22 protein-coding genes are annotated in these 22,290 nt (G+C 69.9%); 4 read left to right on the top strand and 18 right to left on the bottom strand.

All coding sequences use genetic code 11. The annotated features are described in order from the left end of the window. Positions 1 to 21: 21 nt before the first annotated feature. Complete coding sequence (locus CU254_RS02165) at positions 22 to 4,035, bottom strand: type VII secretion protein EccC (RefSeq protein WP_009072354.1); 4,014 nt, start codon at positions 4,033 to 4,035, stop codon at positions 22 to 24. A 327-nt stretch (positions 4,036 to 4,362) separates the two neighbouring features. Here CU254_RS02165 and eccD point away from each other — a divergent pair, with 327 nt between their 5' ends. Both eccD and CU254_RS02155 read left to right on the top strand, forming a co-directional pair. Next, positions 4,363 to 5,763 carry a type VII secretion integral membrane protein EccD gene (gene eccD / locus CU254_RS02160; RefSeq protein WP_009072353.1) on the top strand — a complete coding sequence of 467 codons (1,401 nt, stop codon included), beginning with the start codon at positions 4,363 to 4,365 and terminating at the stop codon, positions 5,761 to 5,763. Between the two features lie 8 nt (positions 5,764 to 5,771). Beyond that, complete coding sequence (locus tag CU254_RS02155; protein WP_050788381.1) at positions 5,772 to 7,427, top strand: S8 family serine peptidase; 1,656 nt, start codon at positions 5,772 to 5,774, stop codon at positions 7,425 to 7,427. Positions 7,428 to 7,555: 128 nt separating this feature from the next. Here CU254_RS02155 and CU254_RS02150 read toward each other — a convergent pair whose 3' ends face one another. From CU254_RS02150 to eccB, 3 genes are all read right to left on the bottom strand, one after another. After that, positions 7,556 to 8,575 carry a WXG100 family type VII secretion target gene (locus tag CU254_RS02150; protein ID WP_009072351.1) on the bottom strand — a complete coding sequence of 340 codons (1,020 nt, stop codon included), beginning with the start codon at positions 8,573 to 8,575 and terminating at the stop codon, positions 7,556 to 7,558. Continuing rightward, on the bottom strand, positions 8,572 to 8,880 hold the full coding sequence (locus CU254_RS02145) for a hypothetical protein (RefSeq protein ID WP_100266687.1): 309 nt from the start codon (positions 8,878 to 8,880) through the stop codon (positions 8,572 to 8,574). The genes CU254_RS02150 and CU254_RS02145 overlap by 4 nt, the downstream gene beginning before the upstream one ends. Positions 8,881 to 8,971: 91 nt before the next feature. After that, positions 8,972 to 10,600, bottom strand: a complete 1,629-nt coding sequence (eccB, locus tag CU254_RS02140) for a type VII secretion protein EccB (RefSeq protein ID WP_009072349.1) — start codon at positions 10,598 to 10,600, stop codon at positions 8,972 to 8,974. Positions 10,601 to 11,371: 771 nt separating this feature from the next. Between eccB and eccE the strand changes: the two genes are divergently transcribed. Together eccE and CU254_RS02125 are read left to right on the top strand one after the other, a co-directional pair. Further along, positions 11,372 to 12,604, top strand: coding sequence for a type VII secretion protein EccE (eccE, locus tag CU254_RS02130; protein ID WP_009072348.1), 1,233 nt, complete (start codon positions 11,372 to 11,374; stop codon positions 12,602 to 12,604). Further along, the gene (locus tag CU254_RS02125; protein WP_009072347.1) at positions 12,601 to 13,320 is read left to right on the top strand and encodes a hypothetical protein; all 720 of its coding nucleotides are present in this window, start codon (positions 12,601 to 12,603) and stop codon (positions 13,318 to 13,320) included. The genes eccE and CU254_RS02125 overlap by 4 nt, the downstream gene beginning before the upstream one ends. Before the next feature lie 60 nt (positions 13,321 to 13,380). Here CU254_RS02125 and CU254_RS02120 read toward each other — a convergent pair whose 3' ends face one another. The 14 genes from CU254_RS02120 to secY form a co-directional block, all read right to left on the bottom strand. Beyond that, positions 13,381 to 13,638: a hypothetical protein gene (locus CU254_RS02120; protein WP_009072346.1), complete on the bottom strand. Its 258-nt coding sequence runs from the start codon at positions 13,636 to 13,638 to the stop codon at positions 13,381 to 13,383. Continuing rightward, positions 13,635 to 13,820, bottom strand: a complete 186-nt coding sequence (locus CU254_RS02115) for a CopG family transcriptional regulator (protein WP_199785753.1) — start codon at positions 13,818 to 13,820, stop codon at positions 13,635 to 13,637. Before CU254_RS02115 ends, CU254_RS02120 begins: the two co-directional genes overlap by 4 nt. Before the next feature lie 24 nt (positions 13,821 to 13,844). Further along, positions 13,845 to 14,681, bottom strand: coding sequence for a tRNA pseudouridine(38-40) synthase TruA (gene truA / locus CU254_RS02110; protein WP_086024858.1), 837 nt, complete (start codon positions 14,679 to 14,681; stop codon positions 13,845 to 13,847). Between the two features lie 72 nt (positions 14,682 to 14,753). Then, on the bottom strand, positions 14,754 to 15,299 hold the full coding sequence (gene rplQ, locus CU254_RS02105; protein WP_009072343.1) for a 50S ribosomal protein L17: 546 nt from the start codon (positions 15,297 to 15,299) through the stop codon (positions 14,754 to 14,756). A 42-nt stretch (positions 15,300 to 15,341) separates the two neighbouring features. Further along, entirely contained in the window at positions 15,342 to 16,415 is a 1,074-nt protein-coding gene (locus CU254_RS02100; protein ID WP_009072342.1) for a DNA-directed RNA polymerase subunit alpha, read from the bottom strand. 103 nt (positions 16,416 to 16,518) lie between these two features. Continuing rightward, entirely contained in the window at positions 16,519 to 17,124 is a 606-nt protein-coding gene (rpsD, locus tag CU254_RS02095; RefSeq protein WP_009072341.1) for a 30S ribosomal protein S4, read from the bottom strand. A gap of 23 nt (positions 17,125 to 17,147) precedes the next feature. Further along, positions 17,148 to 17,552, bottom strand: a complete 405-nt coding sequence (rpsK, locus tag CU254_RS02090) for a 30S ribosomal protein S11 (protein ID WP_009072340.1) — start codon at positions 17,550 to 17,552, stop codon at positions 17,148 to 17,150. An 18-nt stretch (positions 17,553 to 17,570) separates the two neighbouring features. Beyond that, positions 17,571 to 17,756 (bottom strand): hypothetical protein, encoded by a 186-nt coding sequence (locus CU254_RS02085; RefSeq protein WP_009072338.1) that lies wholly within the window; start codon positions 17,754 to 17,756, stop codon positions 17,571 to 17,573. After that, the gene (gene rpsM / locus CU254_RS02080; protein ID WP_009072337.1) at positions 17,753 to 18,133 is read right to left on the bottom strand and encodes a 30S ribosomal protein S13; all 381 of its coding nucleotides are present in this window, start codon (positions 18,131 to 18,133) and stop codon (positions 17,753 to 17,755) included. The genes CU254_RS02085 and rpsM overlap by 4 nt, the downstream gene beginning before the upstream one ends. Before the next feature lie 198 nt (positions 18,134 to 18,331). Beyond that, positions 18,332 to 18,445 (bottom strand): 50S ribosomal protein L36, encoded by a 114-nt coding sequence (rpmJ, locus tag CU254_RS02075; protein ID WP_004558882.1) that lies wholly within the window; start codon positions 18,443 to 18,445, stop codon positions 18,332 to 18,334. A 37-nt stretch (positions 18,446 to 18,482) separates the two neighbouring features. Then, positions 18,483 to 18,704, bottom strand: a complete 222-nt coding sequence (infA, locus tag CU254_RS02070) for a translation initiation factor IF-1 (RefSeq protein ID WP_004558881.1) — start codon at positions 18,702 to 18,704, stop codon at positions 18,483 to 18,485. Between the two features lie 229 nt (positions 18,705 to 18,933). Beyond that, positions 18,934 to 19,710, bottom strand: a complete 777-nt coding sequence (gene map / locus CU254_RS02065; RefSeq protein ID WP_037712279.1) for a type I methionyl aminopeptidase — start codon at positions 19,708 to 19,710, stop codon at positions 18,934 to 18,936. A gap of 44 nt (positions 19,711 to 19,754) precedes the next feature. Further along, positions 19,755 to 20,309, bottom strand: coding sequence for an adenylate kinase (locus CU254_RS02060; RefSeq protein ID WP_037712276.1), 555 nt, complete (start codon positions 20,307 to 20,309; stop codon positions 19,755 to 19,757). Next, positions 20,306 to 21,613, bottom strand: a complete 1,308-nt coding sequence (secY, locus tag CU254_RS02055) for a preprotein translocase subunit SecY (protein ID WP_009072330.1) — start codon at positions 21,611 to 21,613, stop codon at positions 20,306 to 20,308. Before secY ends, CU254_RS02060 begins: the two co-directional genes overlap by 4 nt. Positions 21,614 to 22,290 lie beyond the last annotated feature (677 nt).

Genomic DNA, 22,290 nt, shown 5'->3' with positions numbered 1-22,290 from the left:
CCGCGACGGCTCCCCGGTCGGTCAGTCGGGCTGGATCCACGACACCTGCACGAGCTGCTTCCCGTTCTTGCGGCTCAGCATGTTGCCCCGGCCCGGCGGCATGGCGCTCGGCCGGATGTTGCCGATCAGCACGCCCTCGTCGCGCGAACCGTTCATCACCATGCCGGTGGCCGCCAGCTCCTTGAGCTTGCCGATGATCGGGTCGTACGCCGCCCGCGACGCGCCACCGGTGCGCCGGACCACGATCAGGTGCAGGCCGACGTCCTTCGCCTGGGCGAGGAACTCCGACAGCGGCTTGAGCGGGTTGGTGGACTGCGTTGCCACCAGGTCGTAGTCGTCGACCAGGATGAACAGCTCCGGACCGGTCCACCAGGACCGCGTCTTCAGCTGCTCCTGGGTGACGTCCGGACCCGGCAGCCGCCGCGTCATCGACCCGTGCACGTCCTGGACCATGCTGTCCAGCTGCGCGGACGACACGGCGTAGCCGAGCAGCGAATCGCCCTCGAGGAACCCGAGCATCGTGCGCCGGTAGTCGACCAGCAGGACCACGGCCTCCTGCGGCGTGTAGCGCTCGGTGATGCCGCGCGCGATCTGCCGCAGCAGGTTCGTCTTGCCGGACTCGCCGTCGGCGAACGCGAAGAAGTGCGGATCCGCGTCGAAGTCCAGGTAGATCGGCTGCAGGTCCTCCTCGTTGACGCCGATCGGGATGAGCTTCGTGTCCCGCTTCTGGTCGAGCTTCAGGACCTCTTCGTAGGTGATCATCTCCGGCAGCAGGCGCACCTGCGGAGCCACCCGGCCGCGCCACGCCCCGCGAATCTTCGCGACCGCGTCCGCGACGCCCGCCGCGACCGTCTCCGGATCGCTCGACCCGTCGATCCGCGGCAGGCCGGTGAGCAGGTGCAGCTTGTCGCGGGTGAGCCCGCGGCCCGGGCGCCCGGCCGGGACGTTGACCGCGATCCGGCGGTCCATTTCGGACTCCGTGGGGTCACCGAGGCGCAGCTCGAACCGCGTGCCGAGCATGTCCTTGATCGCCGGGCGGAGGTCCGCCCACCGGTTGGCCGAGATGATCACGTGCACGCCGTAGGCGAGACCCTGGGTGGCCAGCCGCGTGATCGACGTCTCCAGCTCCTCGAAGTCGTCGCGCAGGGCCCGCCAGTTGTCCACGATCAGGAACGCGTCGCCGAACGGGTCCTGCTCCGCCGTGATCTCGCCGCGGCGCTTCCGGTTGCGGAACTCCGTCATCGAGTCGACGCCCAGCGCCCCGAACCGGCCTTCGCGCTCGGTCAGCAGCGTGGTCAGCTCCGCCACGATGCGCCGCGCCTTGTCCGGCTCGCGCCGGGCCACCGCGACCCCGCCGACGTGCGGAAGGTCCGCGAGGCCGGCGAGCGTGCCGCCGCCGAGGTCGAGGCAGTAGAACTGCGCTTCCTCGGGGGTGTGGGTGAGCGCCATCGACATGATCAGCGTCCGGAGCATGGTCGACTTGCCCGACTGCGGGCCGCCCGCGATGACGCCGTGGCCCTGCGCACCGGAGAAGTCCGCCCACAGCAGGTCGCGCCGCTGCTCGTACGGCCGGTCGACGATGCCCATCGGCACCTGCAGCCTGCCGTTGCCGAAGAACCCGACCGGGGAGAGCCCCCGGTCGTCGGTGGGGTTGAGGTTCGGCAGCATCGTGTCGAGCGAGTTCGGCTCGTTCAGCGGCGGCAGCCACACCTCGTGCGCCGGCGGGCCCTGCCCGACCAGGCGGCTGACGATCACGTCCAGCTCGCTGGGCTCGACCGCCTCTTCGGACTCCTGCTGTTTCGGAGCCTCTTCCTCGACGACCGGCTCCGGCTCGGGTTCCTTCGGCAGTTCGACGAAGTCCGGCACGAACAGCTGCGGCCGCTTGTCCGCGCGCACCACCGTGGCGGCGGGCCCGGCCGCCTTGATGCCGGCCGGCCGGTACGGCCCCGACACGTAGGAAGCCTTGAACCGCACCAGGGTCGAGGTGTCGTACTTGAGGTAACCGCCACCGGGGACCGACGGCAGTTCGAACGCGTCCGGCACGCCGATCGCCGCGCGGGATTCCGCCGCGGAGAACGTCTTCAGGCCGATCCGGTAGGACAGGTGCGAGTCGAGACCGCGCAGCTTGCCCTCTTCCAGCCGCTGCGACGCGAGCAGCATGTGCATCTGCAGCGACCGGCCCAGCCGCCCGATGGCGACGAACAGGTCGATGAAGTCCGGCTTCGCCGCGAGAAGTTCGGAGAACTCGTCGCAGACGATGAACAGCGCGGGCAGCGGGTCGAGGTCGGCTCCGTTCTCGCGGGCCTTCTCGTATTCCCAGACGTTCTTGAAGTTGCCGCCGTTCTTCAGCGCTTCCTGGCGGCGGTTCATCTCGCCGGCCAGCGCGTCCTTCATGCGGTCGACCAGCGTGACCTCGTCCGCGAGGTTGGTGATGACCGCGGACACGTGCGGGGCCTTGTCCAGGCCCAGGAACGTCGCGCCGCCCTTGAAGTCGACGAGGACGAAGTTCAGCGTGCTCGACGAATGCGTGGCCAGCATGCCCAGCACCAGCGTGCGGAGGAACTCCGACTTGCCGGAACCGGTCGCGCCGATGCACAGCCCGTGCGGGCCCATGCCCTCGGCCGCGGCCTCCTTGATGTCCAGCTCCACCGGCTGGCCGTACTCGCCGACGCCGAACGGGACGCGGTAGCGGTCGCGGATCGGCCGGGGCCGCCACGCCTGCTGCACGTCAAATGTCATCGGGTCGCCCGGGATGCCGAGCAGTTCCAGCAGCGACGGGTTGGACAGCAGCGGCTCTTCCTCGCTGACGTCCGTTCCGCCGCCCCCGCCGACGCGGTACGGCGCGATGAGCCGGGCCAGCGCCTCGACCTCGACCACGCTGAGCGAGTCCGGGCGGCCGAACCATTCGACCCCGCCCGCGCTGCGCGCGCCGAGCCGCTCCTCCTCGACCACGAGCCGCAGGCCGCGCCGGGCGGCCAGGTTGCCGATCGAATCGGAAAGGTCGACCAGGGTGACGCCGACCAGGCCCTCCTCGAGGATGATCTGCTCCTCGCGGGTGACCTCGGCGTCGTCGATGACGATCACGACGTGCGGCTGGTCCGGCGCGGGCGTCGCGTTGCGGGAGAACCGCTGGCGGTCGCGCAGTTCCTCGTCCAGCCAGTCTTCGATCTGCTTGAGCGAACCCGCCATCATGCGCAGCTGGCCGATGCCGTCGGACAGCGTGGGGTGCTGGGCGTGCGGGAGCCACTTCGCCCATTCCCACTCCTGCTTCGCCCGGCCCGCGGTGGCGACCGCGATCATGACGTCGTCCGGGCTGTGGAAGGTGACCAGCTGGGCGAGCATCGCGCGGGTCAGCGCGCGGGTGCGGTGCCGCTCGCCCTGCATGCTGACCGCCGCGAACCCGCGGAGGGTGATCTGGGTGGGCAGGTCCGGCACGATCGAGTGCGCGCGCACGAACCGGCGCAGCGCGAGGGTGGCGATCGGTTCCAATTCGTCCACCGGGCCGGTCTGGGGCGGGACCAGCCGGGTGGCGAGGCGGTGCGAGCTGCGGCCGACGCGCAGGTGCAGGAAGTCCTGGTCGTTCTGCCTGCGCTCCCACATCCGGCGGCTCGCCGCGAGCGACCACAGCGACTGCGGGTCCGGGTGCACCCATTCGAGCGCGGCGCGCTGGTCGACCATCGCCTCGCGGGCGCGGTCGCGCATCTGGCCGAGGTACCGCAGGTAGTCCTTGCGGTCCTCGTCCATCTCGGCCTTCTTCTGGCCGCCGCCCTTTCCGCCGCCTCCGGCGAGCATGCCGACGGTGCCCATCAGCATCATGCCGCTCATCATGATCGTGGTCGGGTTTTTGCCGCCCGCCGTGAACATGAAGACCATCATCCCGAGCGACGCGAAGATCATCACGCCCGGAATAGCCTTGGCGACGATGTTTCCCGGGATCGTGCGGGGCACCTCGGGCGGCGGCTCGAGATGCACCTCGCCGCCCGGCGGGCGCGGCGCGGCCAGCCGCGGCGACTTCTTGAACTGCAGCGTGCTCATCTCGAAGGACCCCTCTATTCCTGCTCGACGCCTGCACCCGGGTGCGCGGGACAACCTATCGAACGTCGTCCCGGAAATCCGGCCAACTCCAGGATCGGCACCTCGCACCCCTCCCCCAGGCCCCGGCGGGGCCCGTCCTCCCAGTGCGCCCGAGTGTAAGGACCGCCACCGACAGTTATCGGACCAGGCGGACGAACCCGCTGGTCGATCTGGCCCAGCCCGGCCGGTACGGGTACTTTCGCCGATGATTTGCGGAGACGCGCTGAAACCTGTCCCCAGGTTCGGTATAAGTTCCCCGGGAGCTGACTCTTCAGAGCGGGGGATCTAGTGGCAACGGGCACGACGGTATTCAGCAGGGTCACGGTGGTCGCACCGACGACGCGCATCGACGTCGCGCTTCCGGCCGACGTGGCGGTGGCCGACCTGCTGCCCATGCTTCTGGAGATGGCCAAGGAGGTCACTCCGGACGGCGGGGCCCGGCACGGCGGGTGGGCGCTGGCCAAGCTCGGCGACGCCCCGCTCGACCCGAGCCGGACGCTCGCGTCCCTCGGCGTGGTCGACGGCGAACTGCTGCAGCTGCGCAAGCGCAACGAGAACCCGCCGCCGCCGATGTACGACGACGTCGTCGACGCCATCGCGGAGGCCGACCCGGACACCTTCCGCCCGTGGACCAAGGAAACCGCGCGCCGGTTCGGCCACGCCGCCGGCGGGCTCGCCCTCTTCTTCTCCGCGCTGGCCCTGTTCTTCAGCGGCTCCCTCTACGGCGGTTCCGCGCTCGGCCCGGCGATCGCCGGCGGCCTCGGCGCGATCGCCTGCGTCGCGGTCGGCGCCACGCTCGCCAAGGCCTACCAGGCCGAGGCCACCGGCGTGCTGATCGCTTCCGCGGGCGGCCTGCCGCTGGCGTTCGTGAGCGGCTTCTACATCGTGCCCGGGCTGTCGGTACGGGCGAACCTGCTGCTCGGCGCGGTGCTGGTGCTGATCGTCTCGGCGGTCTGCATCCTCGTGGTCAGCGCGGGCATCCGCGTGTTCATCGCGACCGCCACCGCGGGCGTGTTCGGCGCGCTCGCCTTCCTCGTCGCGACGCTGGTGACCAGCGCCGACACCGCGTCGGTCGCGGCGGGCACGGTCGCCGTCGCGCTGGGCTGCATCTCCTTCCTGCCGCGCGCCACCATCTGGCTCGCCAAGCTTCCGCTGCCGTACGTGCCGAGCACCGCCGAGGAACTGAAGGAAGACTCCGGCTTCCCGGACTACCAGGCGATCGAGCAGCGCACCGCGGTCGCGCACGACTACATGACCGGCCTGATGATCGGCTGCGGCGCCACCACGGCCGTCGCGGCGATCCTCGCGGCCACCGCCCCGAACGTCTTCGGCATCATCCTCGGCGTCATCGCCACGCTGGTCCTCCTGCTGCGCGCCCGCGCCTACGCCAACGGCGCGCAGGCGATCGCGCTGCTCACCACCGGCATGGTCGCCGCGGCGGGCATCCTGCTCGGCTGGCTGTTCTTCTCCGCCACCGCCGAGCAGCGGCTGCTGTACGTCTTCGGCGCGCTGATCCTGATCGCCGCGGCCGCCCTCGTGGTCGGCGTGGTCTTCCCGGACCAGCGCTTCTCGCCGCCGCTGCGGCGCACCGTGGAAATCATCGAGGCGATCTGCATCGCCGTGGTGCTTCCGCTCGCCCTCGGCGTGATGGACCTCTACTCGACGCTGCGCCACCTCAACCTCAAGTGAGCGCCGCGATGGGCTCCCGACGTTCCTTCCCGCGCCGGCTCGGCCTTCCGGGCCGGGCCGGGGTGGCGCTCTTCGCGGCCGGGCTCGGGCTGGCGTCCCCGTTCGCCGCCGCTCCGGCGGCGGCGCAGACGTCAAGCGCGCCCGCGGGCACCTGGGCCACTCCGCCGCCGCTGGGCCCGGGCGACGCGCCGCCCGCCGACAGCGGCCGCCCGGACACCACGTACAAGAAGAAAAACGAGTGCGTGCAACGCAGTCTCGGGCAGAACGTCGAGATCAACTTCCGCCCATGGGGCCAGGAATACCTGCAGCTGGAGAAGGCGCAGGAGATCGTCCGCGCGGCGACCGGATCGGTCGGCGGCAAGCAGCGGGTCGCCGTGATCGACACCGGCGTCACGCCGCATCCGTGGTTCCAGGGCCGGGTGGAAAGCGGCGGGGACTACGTCGCCAACCCGGACAACGGCGCGGACCCGGGCCTGCAGGACTGCGACGGCCACGGCACCGAGGTCGCCGGGATCATCGCGGGCAACCCGCAGGACCCGAAGGTCGGCTTCATCGGCGTGGCCCCGGACGCGCACATCGTGTCCTACCGGCAGCTGAGCGAGAACTACGCCAAGGACGACAACCCGCAGCCGCCCGCGGCTCCCCCGTCGAGCGGGACCGGCCAGCCGCCCTCGGGCGGCAACAGCCAGCAACCCCCGGCGGGTAGCGGCAACAGCCAGCTGCCCCCGTCCTCGGGCGGCGGCACCGGCAGCGGCAGCGGCACGGCGCCCCAGCAGGACAACAAGGGCGACAACCGGCAGCTGCAGAAGGAAGGCACCGCGGGCACGCTGAACACGCTCGCGCAGATCATCCGCGGCATCGCCGACAGCCAGAAGGCCGGCGTGATCAACATGTCGGTCGACCACTGCCGCGCGGGCACCGCGCCCGGCGACATCCAGGAGGGCGAGCGCAAGGTCCAGGCCGCGGTGCACTACGCGGTCGAGAAGAACATCGTGGTCGTCGCGGCCGCGGGCAACGTCTCGGAGAACTGCCCGCAGAACGACCAGGCCGACCCGAACAAGCCGAAGTCGATCGTCACTCCGCCGTGGTTCTCCGACGACGTGCTGTCCGTCGCCGCCATCCAGGAGGACGGCGGCGTCGCGCCGTTCAGCGTGCACGGCCCGTGGGTCGGCGTCGCCGCGCCGGGCACCAAAATCGTGTCTCTCGACCCGGCGGAGCACTCGACCGGACTCGCGAACCTGACCATCGCGAACGGCAACCCGTCGCCGATCCAGGGCACCAGCTTCGCCGCGCCGTACGTGGCGGGCGTCGCCGCGCTGGTCCGCTCGATGTTCCCGAACATGGACGCACGCGACGTGGTCAAGCGGCTCAAGGCGACCGCGCAGCATCCGGCCGCTCCGGGCGGGCGCGACAACTTCGTCGGCTACGGCGTGATCGACCCGGTGGCCGCGCTCACCGCGAACCTGCCCGGCGACACCGGCAACCTCTCGCTGCCGAAGCCGGTGGTGCAGGAGGCCAAGCTGCCGCCCGCCGACGGCATCAGCTCGACCCCGATGATCGTCGCGCTCGCCGGCACCGGCGGCGGCGTGGCGGCGCTGCTGATCACGCTGTTCGTGGTGCACACGATCCGGCGGAACCGGTCCGGAACGGCACCTCCGCGATAGCTTCGCGCCACCACAACGGGCCGTTCCCCGAGGGGAGCGGCCCGTTGTGTTCCAGCGCAACGGAGGAATCCGGTTCCGGGCAAGGAAAAGGCCGCGCGCCGCGGATATCGCGACGGCGGCCTTCCGGGTCACTTCCCGGATTTCGGCGGCTTCCCGTCCTTCTCCGGCCGCCGCGCGGGCGGGTCCTGGCCGATCACCGGCGGAGTCACCTGCGCGGGCTCGCCGAAGATCTCGGACGTCTTCGCCGGCGTGCGTTGCCTCGGCTTGTGCTGCGAACTGCCGCCGCCCCCGCCTCCGCCGCCCATTCCGGCGAAGCCCATCATCGGCATCATCGACGTGCCCGACCCCTGGTTCGCCGCGGGCTGCGCGGCCGGGGCCACCGGCTCGACGGGCGGAATGCCCGCCTGCCCTTGCTCCAGCCGCGGATCGGCGGCGGTTTCCTTGCCGTGCCGGGAATCCTCCGCGGCGGACGGCGTCACCGAATCGTCCGAAGAGGCCACTGTGGACTCTGTGGACTCTCCGGCGGCAGCGGCGGGTGCGCTCGCGGGCGCGTCCGCGTCGTGCAGCCGGAACTGCTGCGCCGGATAGTGGTGCCGCAGTTCGATGCTCGACGGGCTCCCGGCCGGAGCGTCCACTCCGGCGCACAACCGGCCGAACTCGCGCAGGACGTCCTCCGCGGCCTCGTGCAAGGACTTCAGCGACTGTTCGGTCTCCCGCAGCTGCGACCGCGCCCGCGAAGCGCCGCCGCTGGGCAGCATCGCCGATTCCGACAGCAGATCGGCCGCGTCGACCAGTATCTCCTCCGCCGCGCCCGCGATCTTGCGCAGCGATTCGGCGAGCTGGTCGATCGAACCGGCGAGCGCGTCGAGCGCGTCCTCCGCGCCCTCGCTCGCGGCACGGATTTCGCCCAGGTACGCGACAAACGCGTCCGCGTCGGGACCGGACCACGACGCGTCGATCCGGCCGAGATCCTCCGCGAGGTCGGCGGACACCCGGGCCGCCGTGCGGGCCGCGCCGCGCAGGCTCTCGGCCTCCGCGTCCAGTTCCTCCCAGCGGCCGGTGAGCGGCCGGTAGTAGGCGGCGACCGGATCGGGCACGCCCAGCTCGCGGGCCAGTTCGGTCACGTACGCCAAAGACGGCTCGGTCACGAGATCCTCCCGGCGCGTTCGATCCGCTCGGCCGCGTCGGCGTCCCGTTCGGTGTGGCCGGTGGTGAGCTGCTCCAGCGCCGCGGTGACCGATCGCAGCGCGGCCACCCCGGCCGCGAGCTGACCGCGCAACGCTTGCGAGGCCTGTGCGTACGACTCCGGCACGCCCAGCCGCGCGCCCAGCTCGCCGTACGCCTCGGCGGTGCTCGCTCCCGCGCCGACCTTGCCCGCGGCGGTCTCCAGTTCGTCGGCCGCCCGCGCGACTTTCGCCGCGTAGCCGCCGACGACCGCGCCGTCGATCCGCACGGCGCTTGTTCCCGGACTGCTTCCCGGCGCTGCCACGTCAAACCCTCCGCTCACCCGGCTCTGGTCCGAGTGTGACGGACGGAATCCGCCGTCAGTTCCCGGCAGGTTGCTGCTGTCCGGCCGCCTGCGGTTTGTACGAGCCCGCGTTCGGGTCGATCGGGACCGAATCGAACTGCTTCATCACGTTCTGCACGTTCAGCGACGCCCCGGTCGGCAGGAGCCCGATGATCGACTCCGGCGCGGGAAGCCGGTTGTTCAGCCCCAGTTCCTCCGCGGTCGCCGCGTCCGGCACGCCGTAGCGGATGCCGCGGTCGGAGATCAGCTGGATCGGGCCCTTGCCGAAGGTCTTGTCCGATTCGGTGGCCGACTGCACCACCGCGCCGTACCCGGTCGGCATGTAGAAACCGGTGATCGGCACGCCGTTCGGGCCGGTGTTGCCGACGCTCAGGATCTTCGAGGTGCCGTCGGCGTTCTTCTCCACCGGGATCTGCTTGTTGATGTACACCGAGGTGTGCGCCTGGGTGTGGTCGGCGTTGAGCGACCAGCCGAGGCACGCGACCGGGGAGCCCTGCGTGGCGTCGAGGACGGTCGGGACGACCTTCGGGTAGTCGTCGACCTGGACGTAGTCCGGGTCGCCCTTCTGCAGCACCTTGACGTTGTTGATCTTGTCGAGGCCCAGCGTCGGCGTGGTGGCCGTGCCGCCGCTCTTCGCCGTGCGGACGATGTCCGCGACCGCGGGCGACACCTTCTGGATGCCGCTCTTGGCGATCAGCCAGTACTCCTGCGCGCCGCCGGTCGGCTGGGTCGAGAAGACGTTGCCGACGGTCAGGCCGTCGAAGCTGCTCGACGGCGTCGTGTTCTCGCCCGCCACCAGCGGCGGGGTCAGCTTGGTGACCTCGGGGATCGCGTTGAGGAAGGCCTGCGACACCTTGCGCGCCTTCGTCGGAAGATGCAGCGCGGACCGCACCGGGTCGTTGGAACCGGACGGCACCTCGGCGCGCACGGTGTTCGCGTTCGGCCGGCTCTGCGTCGCCGGCAGCCGGTAGATGAGGTAGGTCTTGCCGTTGCCCGCGTCGCCGAGCAGCGCCTGGTTCTCCTGCAGTTCGCTGCCGAGCTTGTCGACGCCGGCGATCACGTCCGTGTTCGTCTTGTTGACCGAGTCCTGCTGCGGCAGCGACGGGTCGAGCACGACCTCGTCGCACACCGCCCAGTTGGGGGAAATCCGCTGGTCCGCCGACGGGATCAGCTGCGGACCGTCCGGGATGCCGGTGAGCTTCTCGCGCGGCATGTTCTTCAGCTGTTCATCGGAGACGACAGTCGGGTTCTTCACCTCGGACGCCTGCTGGCCGCCTTGGCCGCCCTGCTGTCCCTGGCCCCCCTGCTGCTTCTGCGCCATGAGGATCAGCCGCGCCGACGCGAGGTTGAACGTCGGGATCAGCCTCGCCGGGTTCCCGGTGACGACATATACCGTGCCGGACTGCTCGCCGATCACGATGTTGTCCGACGACGGCACCGACGGCGCGGGGCTCAACAGCCCCCACAGCACGAAAACGACGGCGCCCAGGACGCCGAGGATCACTCCGACCGCGGTCGCGCGCCCGTGGGAGCGCATCGGGTCGTGCAACATCACCGCGTCGCGGCGGACCAGCGCGGACTGCATCCGGCGCAGGACGAACTTGTATGCCTGAACCTGAGACTTAGTCGTGGGTGTTGATGGCATTCTCGACCTACAGTCCTCCCCGTCGCGGTACGGTTCCGCAGGATAGCCGTACGGGGACCGTCTGGTGTGGGGTTTCTACCAACTCCGGTTAGGGTCAGGCATCCCGGGACCGGCTTTCCGGGTACGCAGCACTCACGAGGGGAAGAGAACGCGCGGATGTCCGTCAGCACGCCTCCACGTCCGCCTGGTCCGCAGGGGCCGCCGCCGCCTCCCGGGGGACGTCCCCCGGGCCCGCCGCAGCGGCCCGGAAGAACCGGCGGCCCCGGCGCGGCTCCCGGCGGACCCGGCCTTCCCCCGCGCACTCCCCCTCCCGGCGTCCCGGGCGGTCCCGGTCGTCCCGGCGGACCGATCACTCCCGGACCCGGCGTTCCCAAGCCCGGCGGTCCTGGCGTGCCCGGCGCTCCGGGTCCGGGCGGGCCCCCGCCTGGCGGACCCGGCGGTCCCGGTGGTCCCAAGCCCGGTCCTGGCGGGCCGAAGCCCGGCGGCCCCGCTGGCCCTGGCGGTCCGGGCGGTCCCGCTGGCCCGAGGACTGGACGTCCTGGCGGCGGCGGACCTAACGCTCCTCGTCCCGGAGGTCCCGGAGGTCCCGGAGGTCCCGGCGGACCTGGTGGTCCCGGTGGTCCGGGCGGACCTGGCGGCGGCGGACCCGGTGGTCCGGGGGGACCCGGCGGCGGCGGACCAGGTGGTCCCGGCGGCCCTGGCGGACCCAGCGGCGGCGGCCCGGAAAGCGGCGAACCCGCCCCGACCGGCGGCACCGCGACGGCGCTCCGGATGGCCCCGCCCTCGCGGCGGCGCTCCGGCGGCATCACGCTCGGCCCGCTGCCCGTGGTCAACCTCGTCGTGCTGGAAGTCGGCGTCGCGATCGGACTCGTGCTGCTGGCGATCAACATGCAGCTCAAGTACGTCGCGATCGGCGTCGCCGCGCTCGGCCTGATCCTCGCCTTCCTGCGCGTGGGCGGACGCTGGTTCACCCAGTGGCTCTCGCTGACGCTGCGGTACCGGTTCCGCTCGCACGGCCGCGTGGCGACCCCTCCGCCGCCGACCAGCATCGAGGAACTCGCCGAGGAAAGCGCGGTCACCGGCCCGGAGGACGCGCGCGTCAGCCTGCTGCGGCTGGCGGTGCCGGACCTCGTGGTGGCGCACGCCGTCGACCACGAACGGCAGGAAGTCGGCATCGCCTGGAACGAGGGCACCTGGACCGCGGTCCTGCTCGTCGAGCCGATGCCGGCGATGATCTCCCAAGCAGGCGGCGCGCCCAGCCTTCCGCTGTCCGCGCTCGCGCCGTGCCTGGAAGACCGCGGCGTGCTGCTGGACTCCATCCAGATGATCTGGCACAGCTACCCGGGTTCGGCCGCGATGCCCGCGGACGCCCCGGCGCTCAGTTCTTATCTCGAGGTGCTCGGCCCGCTGCCCGCGGCGGCCCGGCGGACGACGTGGATCGCGGTCCGGCTCGACCCGCGGCGCTGCCCGGAGGCGATCCGGGAACGCGGCGGCGGCGTCGTCGGCGCGCACCGCGCGATGATCGGTGCGCTGTCGCGGGTGCGCAACGCGCTGGAGTCCCAGGGCGTGCCGACCCGGCCGCTGGACCCGGACGAACTGCTGCGCGCCAGCATCTCGGCGGCCGAACTCACCGCGGTCGCCGGCTCGAACGAGAAGGTCAGCCTGCAGGAGAGCTGGACCGGCGTCACCGCGGCCGGCATCGGGCACTCGAGCTACGCGATCACCGGCTGGCCCAAGGGCAAGATCAGCGGCAGCCTGAACGGGCTGACCAGCGTGCGCGCGCTGTCCGCGACGGTCGCCATGGCGATCTCGCCGTCGGCCGACGAGGGCCGCATCGGCCTGCGCGGCGTAGTGCGGCTGAGCGCCCGCAACCCGCGCGAGCTGGACGCCGCCGACCAGCGGCTGCAGAGCATCGCGGAGCGGCTGGACGTCGACCTGACCCCGATGAAGGGCATGCAGATCCCGGCGTTCTCCGCGACGCTGCCGATCGGAGGGACCGCGTGAGTACTCGAGTTCGCGACGCCGGGCAGAACACCGGGCTCGCCCCGGAGTTCACCGTCGACCCGGCCATGCTCGACGCGATCAGCCCGTCCGGCGACCGCGGCGGCGTCGTCCTCGGCTCCGGTCTCAAGGGCGAACCGCTGACCGTCTCCGCGCTGCGCTCGCAGCCGACCCGCATCGTGCTCGTCGGCGGCCTTTACCTGGCCCGCCAGGTCGCGCTGCGTGCCATGGCAACCGGTGCGTGGGTGGTCGTGGCCACCGGGCGTCCGGCAGCGTGGCAGGTACTGCAGCAAGCCGCCGGAAGCCGCGACGGACGCCCGTCGCCGCTGGTGCAGATCCGCCGGCTCTCGCCGGTCGAACTGCCGCGCCCGTCCGAGGACGCCCCACTGCTCGTGGTGACCGACGGCGGACCGACCCCGCAGGACCTGTTCCCGCCCCGCTCGCCCTGGCAGACCACGGTGTACGTGCTCCCGTACCTGCACCCGCAGGCGGGCACCACGGCGAACGCCGCGGACCTCGTGCTGATGCAGCGGCTGCCCGCCGGACAGGCCGAACTGGCCGCCCGGATCTGGCGGCTGCCGCCGCAGATGATGCGTCAGCTGACCACGCTGAAGGACGACCAGGTCGTGGCGCTGGGCACGAACCTGTGGCGTCCGCTGCGGCTGGTCACGACGCAGAAGGAACAGCAGTTGCTCGGCCCGGTTCGCCGCGGCGACTGAGCACGATCAGAACGGTGAAGGCCTCCTTGCGGGATTCCGGCAAGGAGGCCTTCACCATTTTCAGCGATCGGCGGTGTGCGACGCGCGAGCCCATTCCGCCAGCCGCTCAGCCACCGACTGATACGGCAAAGTCGCGGTCGCGATCACCAGGTCGTACGCCTCGTCCTCCGGCGCGTCCAGGTCGAAGCCGTTGAGCCCGCCCCCCTCAGCGAGGTCTGCCGCCGGTGCGTCGGGCAGGCCTAGGTCGCGCACTCCGGGCACGCGGAGGTCAGCCGACAGCAGGAGCAGGTTGTCCAGCGTCAGGTACTCGTTTTTCACTGCGCCAGGCGATCAAACAGGGCGGTGTAGCGGGAGCGGCCTTGGAGGGAAAGCTCGTGAACCCGGCCGTTCCGGACCCGGCGGGCTGCGGCGTCCGTGATCGTCCGCGCCGCTGTTTCGTGCTCGCTCACCCCGTCCGCCTCGGACAGCAGCGCGAGCGCACGCTCCGCCTCGTCGTTCAACCACAAAATCCGACCCACCCTGACCTAAAGCTCGGTCGACGACCGCACGTTCCGGGTCTGCTCCGCCCGCGCGGCCAGCAGCTCGTCCGGCGGATAGTCCACCGCCGTCAACGTCAGCCCGTGCGCCGGGGCGACCGCGCTGTCCCGCGTCCCGCTCGCCAGCACCTCGCCCGGCCACCCGGTTCCCCGCCGCCCGTCCCCCACGAGCAGCAAGACCCCGACCAGACTGCGGACCATCGAATGACAGAACGCGTCCGCGGAAACCCGCACTTCCAGCAGGTGCTCGTCGATCCGCGTCCACTCCAGACGCTGCAGCTCGCGGATCGTCGTGCCGCCCTCGCGCTGTTTGCAGTACGCCGCGAAGTCCTGCAGTCCCAGCAATTCCGCCGCGGCAGCGTTCATCCGCTCTGTCGACAGTGGACGGCCCCAGGCCAGGGTGTCGTTGCGGCGCAACGGATCGACGCCCCACGGAGCGTCGGAGACGCGGTAACGGTAGTGCCGCCGGATGGCCGAGAACCGGGCGTCGAAACCGTCCGGGGCCACGCGTGCGTTCAGCACCCGCACATCGGCGGGCAGAAGTTTGTTCCAGCGGCCGCGCATGCGCGTCAGGTCCGGGATTCCCCGTTCGTCCACGGGTATCCGGCCCGGCGCACCGGGCGCGAACGGGACGACGTCGACGTGCACGACCTGTCCGGTCGCGTGCACCCCGGCGTCCGTGCGGCCCGCGACGACCACGGATTTCGGCACCGCTTCCCCCGGCGGCTGCCGCTGCAGCGCCTGCTCCAGTTCTGCCTGCACGGTGCGGCGGCCGGGCTGGCGGGCCCAGCCGGAGAAGTCCGTGCCGTCGTAGCTCACGTCCAAGCGCAGACGAACGAGCCCGCCCTCCCCGTGGGGAGCGGCGGGCTCGTCCGATGCAGACAGTGCCGGCAGGACTCAGTCCTTCTTGGCGTCGGCGTCGCCTTCGGAGGCAGCGGCCTCGTCAGCGGCCGGAGCCTCTTCGGCAGCCGGGGCCTCTTCGGTCGCGGCGGGGGCCTCAGCGGCCTCCTCGGCGACCGGAGCGGCGGCGACCTCGTCCTTGGCGAACTTGGTCTTGCGAGCCCGCTCGGCCTCGGACGTCACGGTCTTCTCCGCGACCAGTTCGATGACGGCCATGGCGGCGTTGTCGCCCTTGCGCGGCATCGTCTTGGTGATGCGGGTGTAGCCGCCGGCGCGCTCCGCGAAGTGCGGGCCGATCTCAGCGAACAGCTTGTGCACGACGTCCTTGTCCCGGACGACCTTCTGCACCAGGCGACGGTTGTGCAGGTCGCCCCGCTTCGCCTTGGTGATCAGCTTCTCGGCCAGCGGGCGGACCCGCTTGGCCTTGGCCTCGGTCGTCGTGATCTTGCCGTGCTCGAACAGCTGAGTGGCCAGGTTGGCCAGGATCAGCCGCTCGTGCGCGGCAGACCCGCCGAGCCGGGCTCCCTTGGTAGGGGTGGGCATGACTTTCTCCTAGTTCAGCTCACAGCGTCCGGGCACGAGGCCTCAGAGCTGCTCGGTCTCTGCGTAGTCCTGGCCATCGTCGTGGCCGTCGTCCGAAATCCCGCCGCCGATGCCGGCGACCCCTTCCGACCAGCCTTCGCCGTCGTAGCTGGTGGCAGCCGCGGACGGGTCGAACCCGGGCGGGCTGTCCTTCAGCGCGAGGCCGAGGCCGACGAGCTTCAGCTTGACCTCGTCGATCGACTTGGCGCCGAAGTTGCGGATGTCGAGCAGGTCCGCCTCGGAGCGCGAGACGAGCTCGCCCACCGTGTGGATGCCTTCGCGCTTCAGGCAGTTGTACGACCGGACGGTGAGGTCCAGGTCCTCGATCGGCATCGCGTAGGCGGCGATGGTGTCCGCCTCCTGCGGCGACGGGCCGATCTCGATGCCCTCGGCGTCGACGTTCAGCTCGCGAGCGAGACCGAACAGCTCCACCAGCGTCTTGCCTGCCGAGGCCACCGCGTCGCGCGCGGTGATCGACGGCTTGGTCTCGACGTCCAGGATCAGCTTGTCGAAGTCGGTGCGCTGCTCGACACGGGTGGCCTCGACCTTGTAGGTCACCTTCAGCACCGGCGAGTAGATGGAGTCGACCGGGATCCGGCCGATCTCCGCGCCCGCCTGCTTGTTCTGCAGGGCCGGAACGTAACCGCGGCCGCGCTCGACGACGAGCTCGATCTCGAGCTTGCCCTTGCCGTTCAGCGACGCGATGTGCAGATCCGGGTTGTGCACGGTGACGCCCGCGGGCGGCACGATGTCGGCAGCCGTGACCTCACCCGGGCCCTGCTTGCGCAGGTACATGGTGACCGGCTCGTCCTCTTCCGAGGACACGACCAGTTCCTTCAGGTTCAGGATGATGTCGGTGACGTCTTCCTTCACCCCGGGAACGGTGGTGAATTCGTGCAGCACGCCGTCGATGCGGATGCTCGTCACGGCCGCGCCCGGGATGGACGACAGCAGCGTGCGCCGCAGCGAGTTGCCGAGCGTGTAGCCGAAGCCGGGCTCCAGCGGTTCGATGGTGAACCGGGAGCGGGTCTCGTTGACCGTCTCTTCGCCGAGAGCCGGCCGCTGGGAAATCAGCATTCCTTAATTCCTTTCCAGACGACGCCCGCCATATGACGTCGAAGGGATGGCGTGGCGGCGGCGCACTGGACGCCGCCGCCCCGTAACCAGTCGCAGAGACCGGTTACTTCGAGTAAAGCTCGACGATCAGCTGTTCCTGGACCGGAACGTCGATCTGCGCGCGCTCCGGCAGCTGGTGGACCAGCACGCGGAGGTTCGACGGCACGACCTGCAGCCAGGCCGGGACCGGACGCTCGCCGAAGGCTTCCTTCGCCGCCACGAACGGCAGCATGCCCATCGACTTCGGCCGCACGTCGATGATGTCCCACTTGGTCACCTGGTAGGACGGCACGTTGACCTTGACGCCGTTGACCAGGAAGTGGCCGTGGCTCACCAGCTGCCGCGCCTGACGGCGGGTGCGGGCGATGCCGGCACGGTAGATCACGTTGTCCAGCCGGGACTCGAGGATCTGCAGCAGGTTCTCACCGGTCTTGCCCGGACGCCGCACGGCTTCCTTGTAGTACCGGACGAACTGGCGCTCGAGAACGCCGTAGGTGTAGCGAGCCTTCTGCTTCTCCTGCGACTGCAGGAGGTACTCGGACTCCTTGATGCGCCCGCGGCCGTGCTGGCCCGGCGGGTAGGGGCGACGCTCGAAAGCCTGGTCGCCGCCGATGAGGTCAACCTTGAGGCGACGCGAAATACGCGTCGCGGGGCCGGTGTAACGAGCCATTTCTTAGTACTCCTCCCCGTTCCTCAGACCCGGCGCCGCTTGGGCGGGCGGCAGCCGTTGTGAGGCTGCGGGGTCACGTCCTGGATGGTGCCGACCTCGAGGCCGGCCGCCTGCAGCGAGCGGATCGCCGTCTCGCGGCCCGAACCCGGGCCCTTCACGAAAACGTCGACCTTCTTCATGCCGTGCTCGGCCGCCTTGCGGGCGGCGTTCTCGGCGGCCATCTGCGCGGCGAACGGGGTCGACTTGCGCGAGCCCTTGAAGCCCACGTGGCCGCTGGAGGCCCACGCGATCACGGCGCCGGTCGGGTCCGTGATGGAGACGATGGTGTTGTTGAAGGTGCTCTTGATGTGCGCGTGACCGTGCGCGACATTCTTCTTTTCCTTGCGGCGGACCTTCTTGGCCCCCGCGGTGCGGGACTTGGGTGGCATTGTCTGAGGGTTCTCCTGTTAACGCGCGTTCTCTTGGTGAGCGGCGACCGCTTCCTGCTGCCCGCGCCGGATGATGGATCCGGCGTCGGTGTAGAGGTTCCGCAGCGCCATCGGGCGGGCGTAGAGCGCCTTGGGCGAGACACAAGCCGTGGAGCGACGGACGGAACCGCCCATGCGAACGACCTTCTTGCCCTGGGTGCTCACTTCTTGCCAGCCTTCTTCTTGCCGGCGACCGTCTTCTTCGGGCCCTTGCGGGTGCGGGCGTTGGTCTTGGTGCGCTGACCGCGCACCGGCAGACCGCGACGCCAGCGCAGACCCTGGTAGGTCCCGATCTCGATCTTGCGCCGGATGTCGGCGTTCACCTCACGGCGAAGGTCACCCTCGACCTTGAAGTTTTCGTCGATGTAGTCCTTCAGCTTGACGAGATCCTCGTCGCTGAGGTCCTTGACGCGGGTGTCGGCGTTCAGCTCGGCAGCAGCGATCATCTGCTTCGAGCGGGTACGGCCGATCCCGTAGATGTAAGTCAGCGCGATCTCCAACCGCTTCTCGCGGGGAAGGTCGACGCCAGCGAGTCGTGCCACTGGTGCTCCTTTTTCGGGTTCGTCTCCAGGTCTGCTCCCCGTCCGGTTCCGGAACCGACTCGCCTGTCGTGCCCGTGGCTTGCGCCCCGGGTGTCCCGGCCCCGGCCTGAAGTCCGGGGGTGCACCGGACCGCTTTCGCGGCCCGGCAGGTACGGGGAGGGTGGGTTAGCCGTCAAGCGGCCTGCTGCAGTGCGGTGGTCAGCCCTGACGCTGCTTGTGGCGCAGGTTCTCGCAGATCACCATGATCCGGCCGTGACGGCGGATCACCTTGCACTTGTCGCAGATCTTCTTGACGCTCGGCTGGACCTTCACGTCTTCCTGCTTCCTGCTCTGCTCGGCTCTGGCGTGATCACTTGTAGCGGTAGACGATGCGACCACGGGAGAGGTCGTAGGGCGACAGCTCCACGACAACCCTGTCTTCGGGCAGGATGCGGATGTAGTGCTGCCGCATCTTGCCGCTGATGTGTGCCAGGACCTTGTGGCCGTTCTCCAACTCGACGCGGAACATCGCGTTGGGGAGCGGCTCGACCACGCGGCCTTCGACCTCGATGGCCCCGTCTTTCTTAGCCATGTCCTCCGCAATCCCTGATGCACGCTTGATGTGCACAGCGTGATCGGTTTTGAGCTCGAGTCCTTGCTTACTGGGTGGTGCTCGGCCACACTCAGGTCCGGGTCCACGTGGTTCGCGAGAATTCACGAGCATGCTGGAACCGGCGCATGAGCGCGCCGACTTGACAGTGTACGCAACCCGTGTAAGACCCCGGCGACCGGGGTCGAAGTAAACCCGTGTGAGTGGCCGCTCAGGACTCTTCGGGCAGAGTGAGCACCCAGGGACCGTCCTCGGTGATCGCGACGGTGTGCTCCCAGTGCGCGGCGCGCGACCCGTCGATGGTGACGACCGTCCAGCCGTCTTCCAGCTCGAGGGTTTCGCCGCTGCCGCCGGTCAGCATGGGTTCGACCGCGAGCGCCATGCCGGGCTTGAGCCGGGGGCCCTTGCCGGGTTTGCCGACGTTCGGCAGGAACGGCTCCATGTGCATCTGGCGGCCGATGCCGTGACCGCCGTATTCGAGGATCTCGCCGTACTCGCGGCCGTCGTCCTCGCCCGCCTGGCGAGCGGCGGTCTGCACGGCGAACGAGATGTCGGTGAGCCGGGAGCCCGCGCGGACGGCCTCGATGCCCGCCCACATGGCGCGTTTGGTCGCCTCCGACAGCTGCCGGTCCTTCTCGCTGACCTCGCCGATCTCCAGCGTGACCGCGGAATCGCCGTGCCAGCCGTCGAGGATCGCGCCGCAGTCGACCGAGATCAGGTCGCCGTCGGCGAGCACCTGCTTGGCCGACGGGATGCCGTGCACGATCTGCTCGTTCACCGACGCGCAGATCGACGCCGGGAATCCGTGGTAGCCCTTGAACGACGGCACCGCGCCGGCGTCGCGGATCGTCTGCTCGGCCAGCTCGTCGAGCTCGGCCGTGCTGACGCCGGGCCGGGCGAGTTCGCGCACGGCGGCGAGGGTGCGGGCGACGACGAGACCGGCCGCCCGCATGGCCTCCAGCTCGCCGCGGGTCTTGACCTCGATCATGCGCCCGCGGCGGAGCACTTGCAGAACACGCAATCCTCCGAGATTCACGTGCGGTCGCGCAGCGCTTTCAGCACGCGGTCCGAGATCTCCTGCACCTCGCCGACGCCGTCGACCTTCACCAGGATGTCGGCGTAGTACTCGAGCAGCGGCGCGGTTTCCGACACGTACACCTGCTGGCGGCGGCGGATGACGTCCTCGGTGTCGTCCGAGCGGCCGCGCGACATGAGGCGGCTGACGACGACGTCCTCGGCCACGTCGAGCTGGATGACCGCGTCGAGCTTGGTGTCGGCCTCGCTCAGCATCTCGCCGAGCACCTCGGCCTGCTTGGTGTTGCGGGGGAACCCGTCGAGCAGGAAGCCCGCCTTCGCGTCCGGTTCGGCCAGCCGCTCGCGGACCATCTCGTTGGTCACCGAGTCGGGGACCAGCTCGCCCGAGTCCAGGTACCGCTTGGCCTCCTGGCCGAGCGGGGTCTCCTGGCCGACGTGCGCCCGGAAGAGGTCGCCCGTCGAGATGTGCGGGATCCGCAGCTGCTCGGACAGGGCAACCGCCTGCGTGCCTTTGCCCGCGCCGGGCGGTCCGACGAGAACCAGTCGCGTCACTTCAAGAACCCTTCGTAGTTGCGCTGCATCAGCTGGCTTTCGATCTGCTTCACGGTGTCGAGCCCGACGCCGACCATGATCAGCACAGCCGTGCCACCGAACGGGAAGTTCTGGTTGTTCCCGCTGCCGGTGAGGGACAGGAAGAAGTTCGGGAGGATCGCGATGATGCCCAGGTACAGCGAGCCGGGAAGAGTGATCCGGCCCAGCACGAAGCTGAGGTACTCGGCGGTGGGACGGCCGGGCCGGATGCCCGGGATGAAGCCGCCGAACTTCTTCATCTCTTCCGCACGCTCGTCCACGTTGAACGTGATCGTGATGTAGAAGTAGGTGAAGAAGATGATCAACAGGAAGTAGAGCAGGATGTGCACCCAGCTGCTCTGGTTGACCAGGTAGTTCTGAATGAACGACTGCCAGCCCGAGTTGCTCTGCGGGTCGCCGATCAGCTGGCTGAGCAGCTGCGGCAGGTACAGCAGCGACGAGGCGAAGATGACCGGGATGACACCGGCCTGGTTCACCTTGATCGGCAGGTAGGTCGACGTGCCGCCGTACATCCGGCGGCCGACCATGCGCTTGGCGTACTGCACCGGGATCCGGCGCTGGCCCTGCTCGACGAAGATGACGCTGGCGATGATCACCAGTCCGAACGCCAGCACGACGACCAGCGCGATGCCGCCGCCGTTGCTGATGATGTTGGCGCCCTCGGCCGGGATGCGGGCCGCGATGTTCAGGAAGATCAGCACGGACATGCCGTTGCCGACGCCGCGCTCGGTGATGAGCTCGCCCAGCCACATCATCACCGCGGTGCCCGCGGTCATGGTGACCACGATCAGCGTCAGCGAGTAGATGCTGTTGTCCGGGATGATCGGCTGCGAGCAGCCCTGGAACAGGGTGCCGCGGTCGGCCAGCGCGACCACGCCGGTGGCCTGCAGGATCGCCAGCGCGATCGTGAGGTACCGGGTGTACTGGGTCAGCTTGTTCTGGCCGGACTGGCCTTCCTTCTTCAGCTCCTCGAACCGGGGGATGACCACGGTGAGCAGCTGGATGATGATGCTCGCGGTGATGTAGGGCATGATGCCCGTCGCGAACAGCGACAGCTGCAGCAGCGCGCCGCCGCTGAAGAGGTTGAGCAGCTGGTACACGCCCTGCTGGTCGGCCTGTGCGGTACAGGCCTGCACGGCGGCGAACGAGACCCCCGGAGCCGGGATGGTTGCACCGATCCGGTAGACCGCGACGATGGCTAGCGTGAACAGGATCTTCTTGCGTAGATCCGGCGTCGCGAGAGCCGAGCGGAATGCGCTGAGCACGCGGGGGACCTCCTCGGCGTCGTCGGTCGTCCCAACCGACGATCGGCTTGGCCGGTACGAGACCGGCGGGATGTCTGACTCACTGGCAAGCCAGGAACGCTTCAGGGCAAACAGGCCCGGAAGCGTGCCGCCGACTCTAACAGCTTCGCATGGGCCACCCGCAGCGCGTGTGCGTTTTACGTCTCACCACGAGCCGACCGAGCACCCAAGAGCCGCAGGTGAGGCCGGTCGGAGCACAGATGATCACCTGTTCGGCCCGCACCGTTAGGCGGGCTTTCCCGCCGCAGCACGGAAAACGGCACCGGACTGAGTTCCGTGAGGGCCACCTTCACGTACTCAGAGTCCCTCAGGGTTCCCCTCACGACCGCATTCCCTCAAGGAGCCCCTCACGGAACCAGATTCCCTCAAGGAGCCCTTCACGGACCGCCTCCACCTGCCGCAGGAATGCGCGCCCCAATGTGGCATTGGGTGCGTCAGACGCACCGAACGCCACATTGGGTGCGTCGCATGCACCCAATGCCACATTGGGGCGCAAGCCCCACCCACCAACAACAGCAACCGGTGCACCTAACGATCGAGGCACCCAGCCCCTCCCCCACACCCCGATACGAAGCCTCCCTGCGGTCTGGGGGTGCTTGTCAAGGCATCTTTCCCGCCTTGACAAGCACCCCCAGACC

Origin of the sequence: Amycolatopsis sp. AA4, assembly GCF_002796545.1 — a bacterium.
Classification (GTDB): domain Bacteria; phylum Actinomycetota; class Actinomycetes; order Mycobacteriales; family Pseudonocardiaceae; genus Amycolatopsis.
Note: the sequence above shows the minus strand (reverse complement) of the source record. Positions and strands in the feature narration are given on the sequence as shown.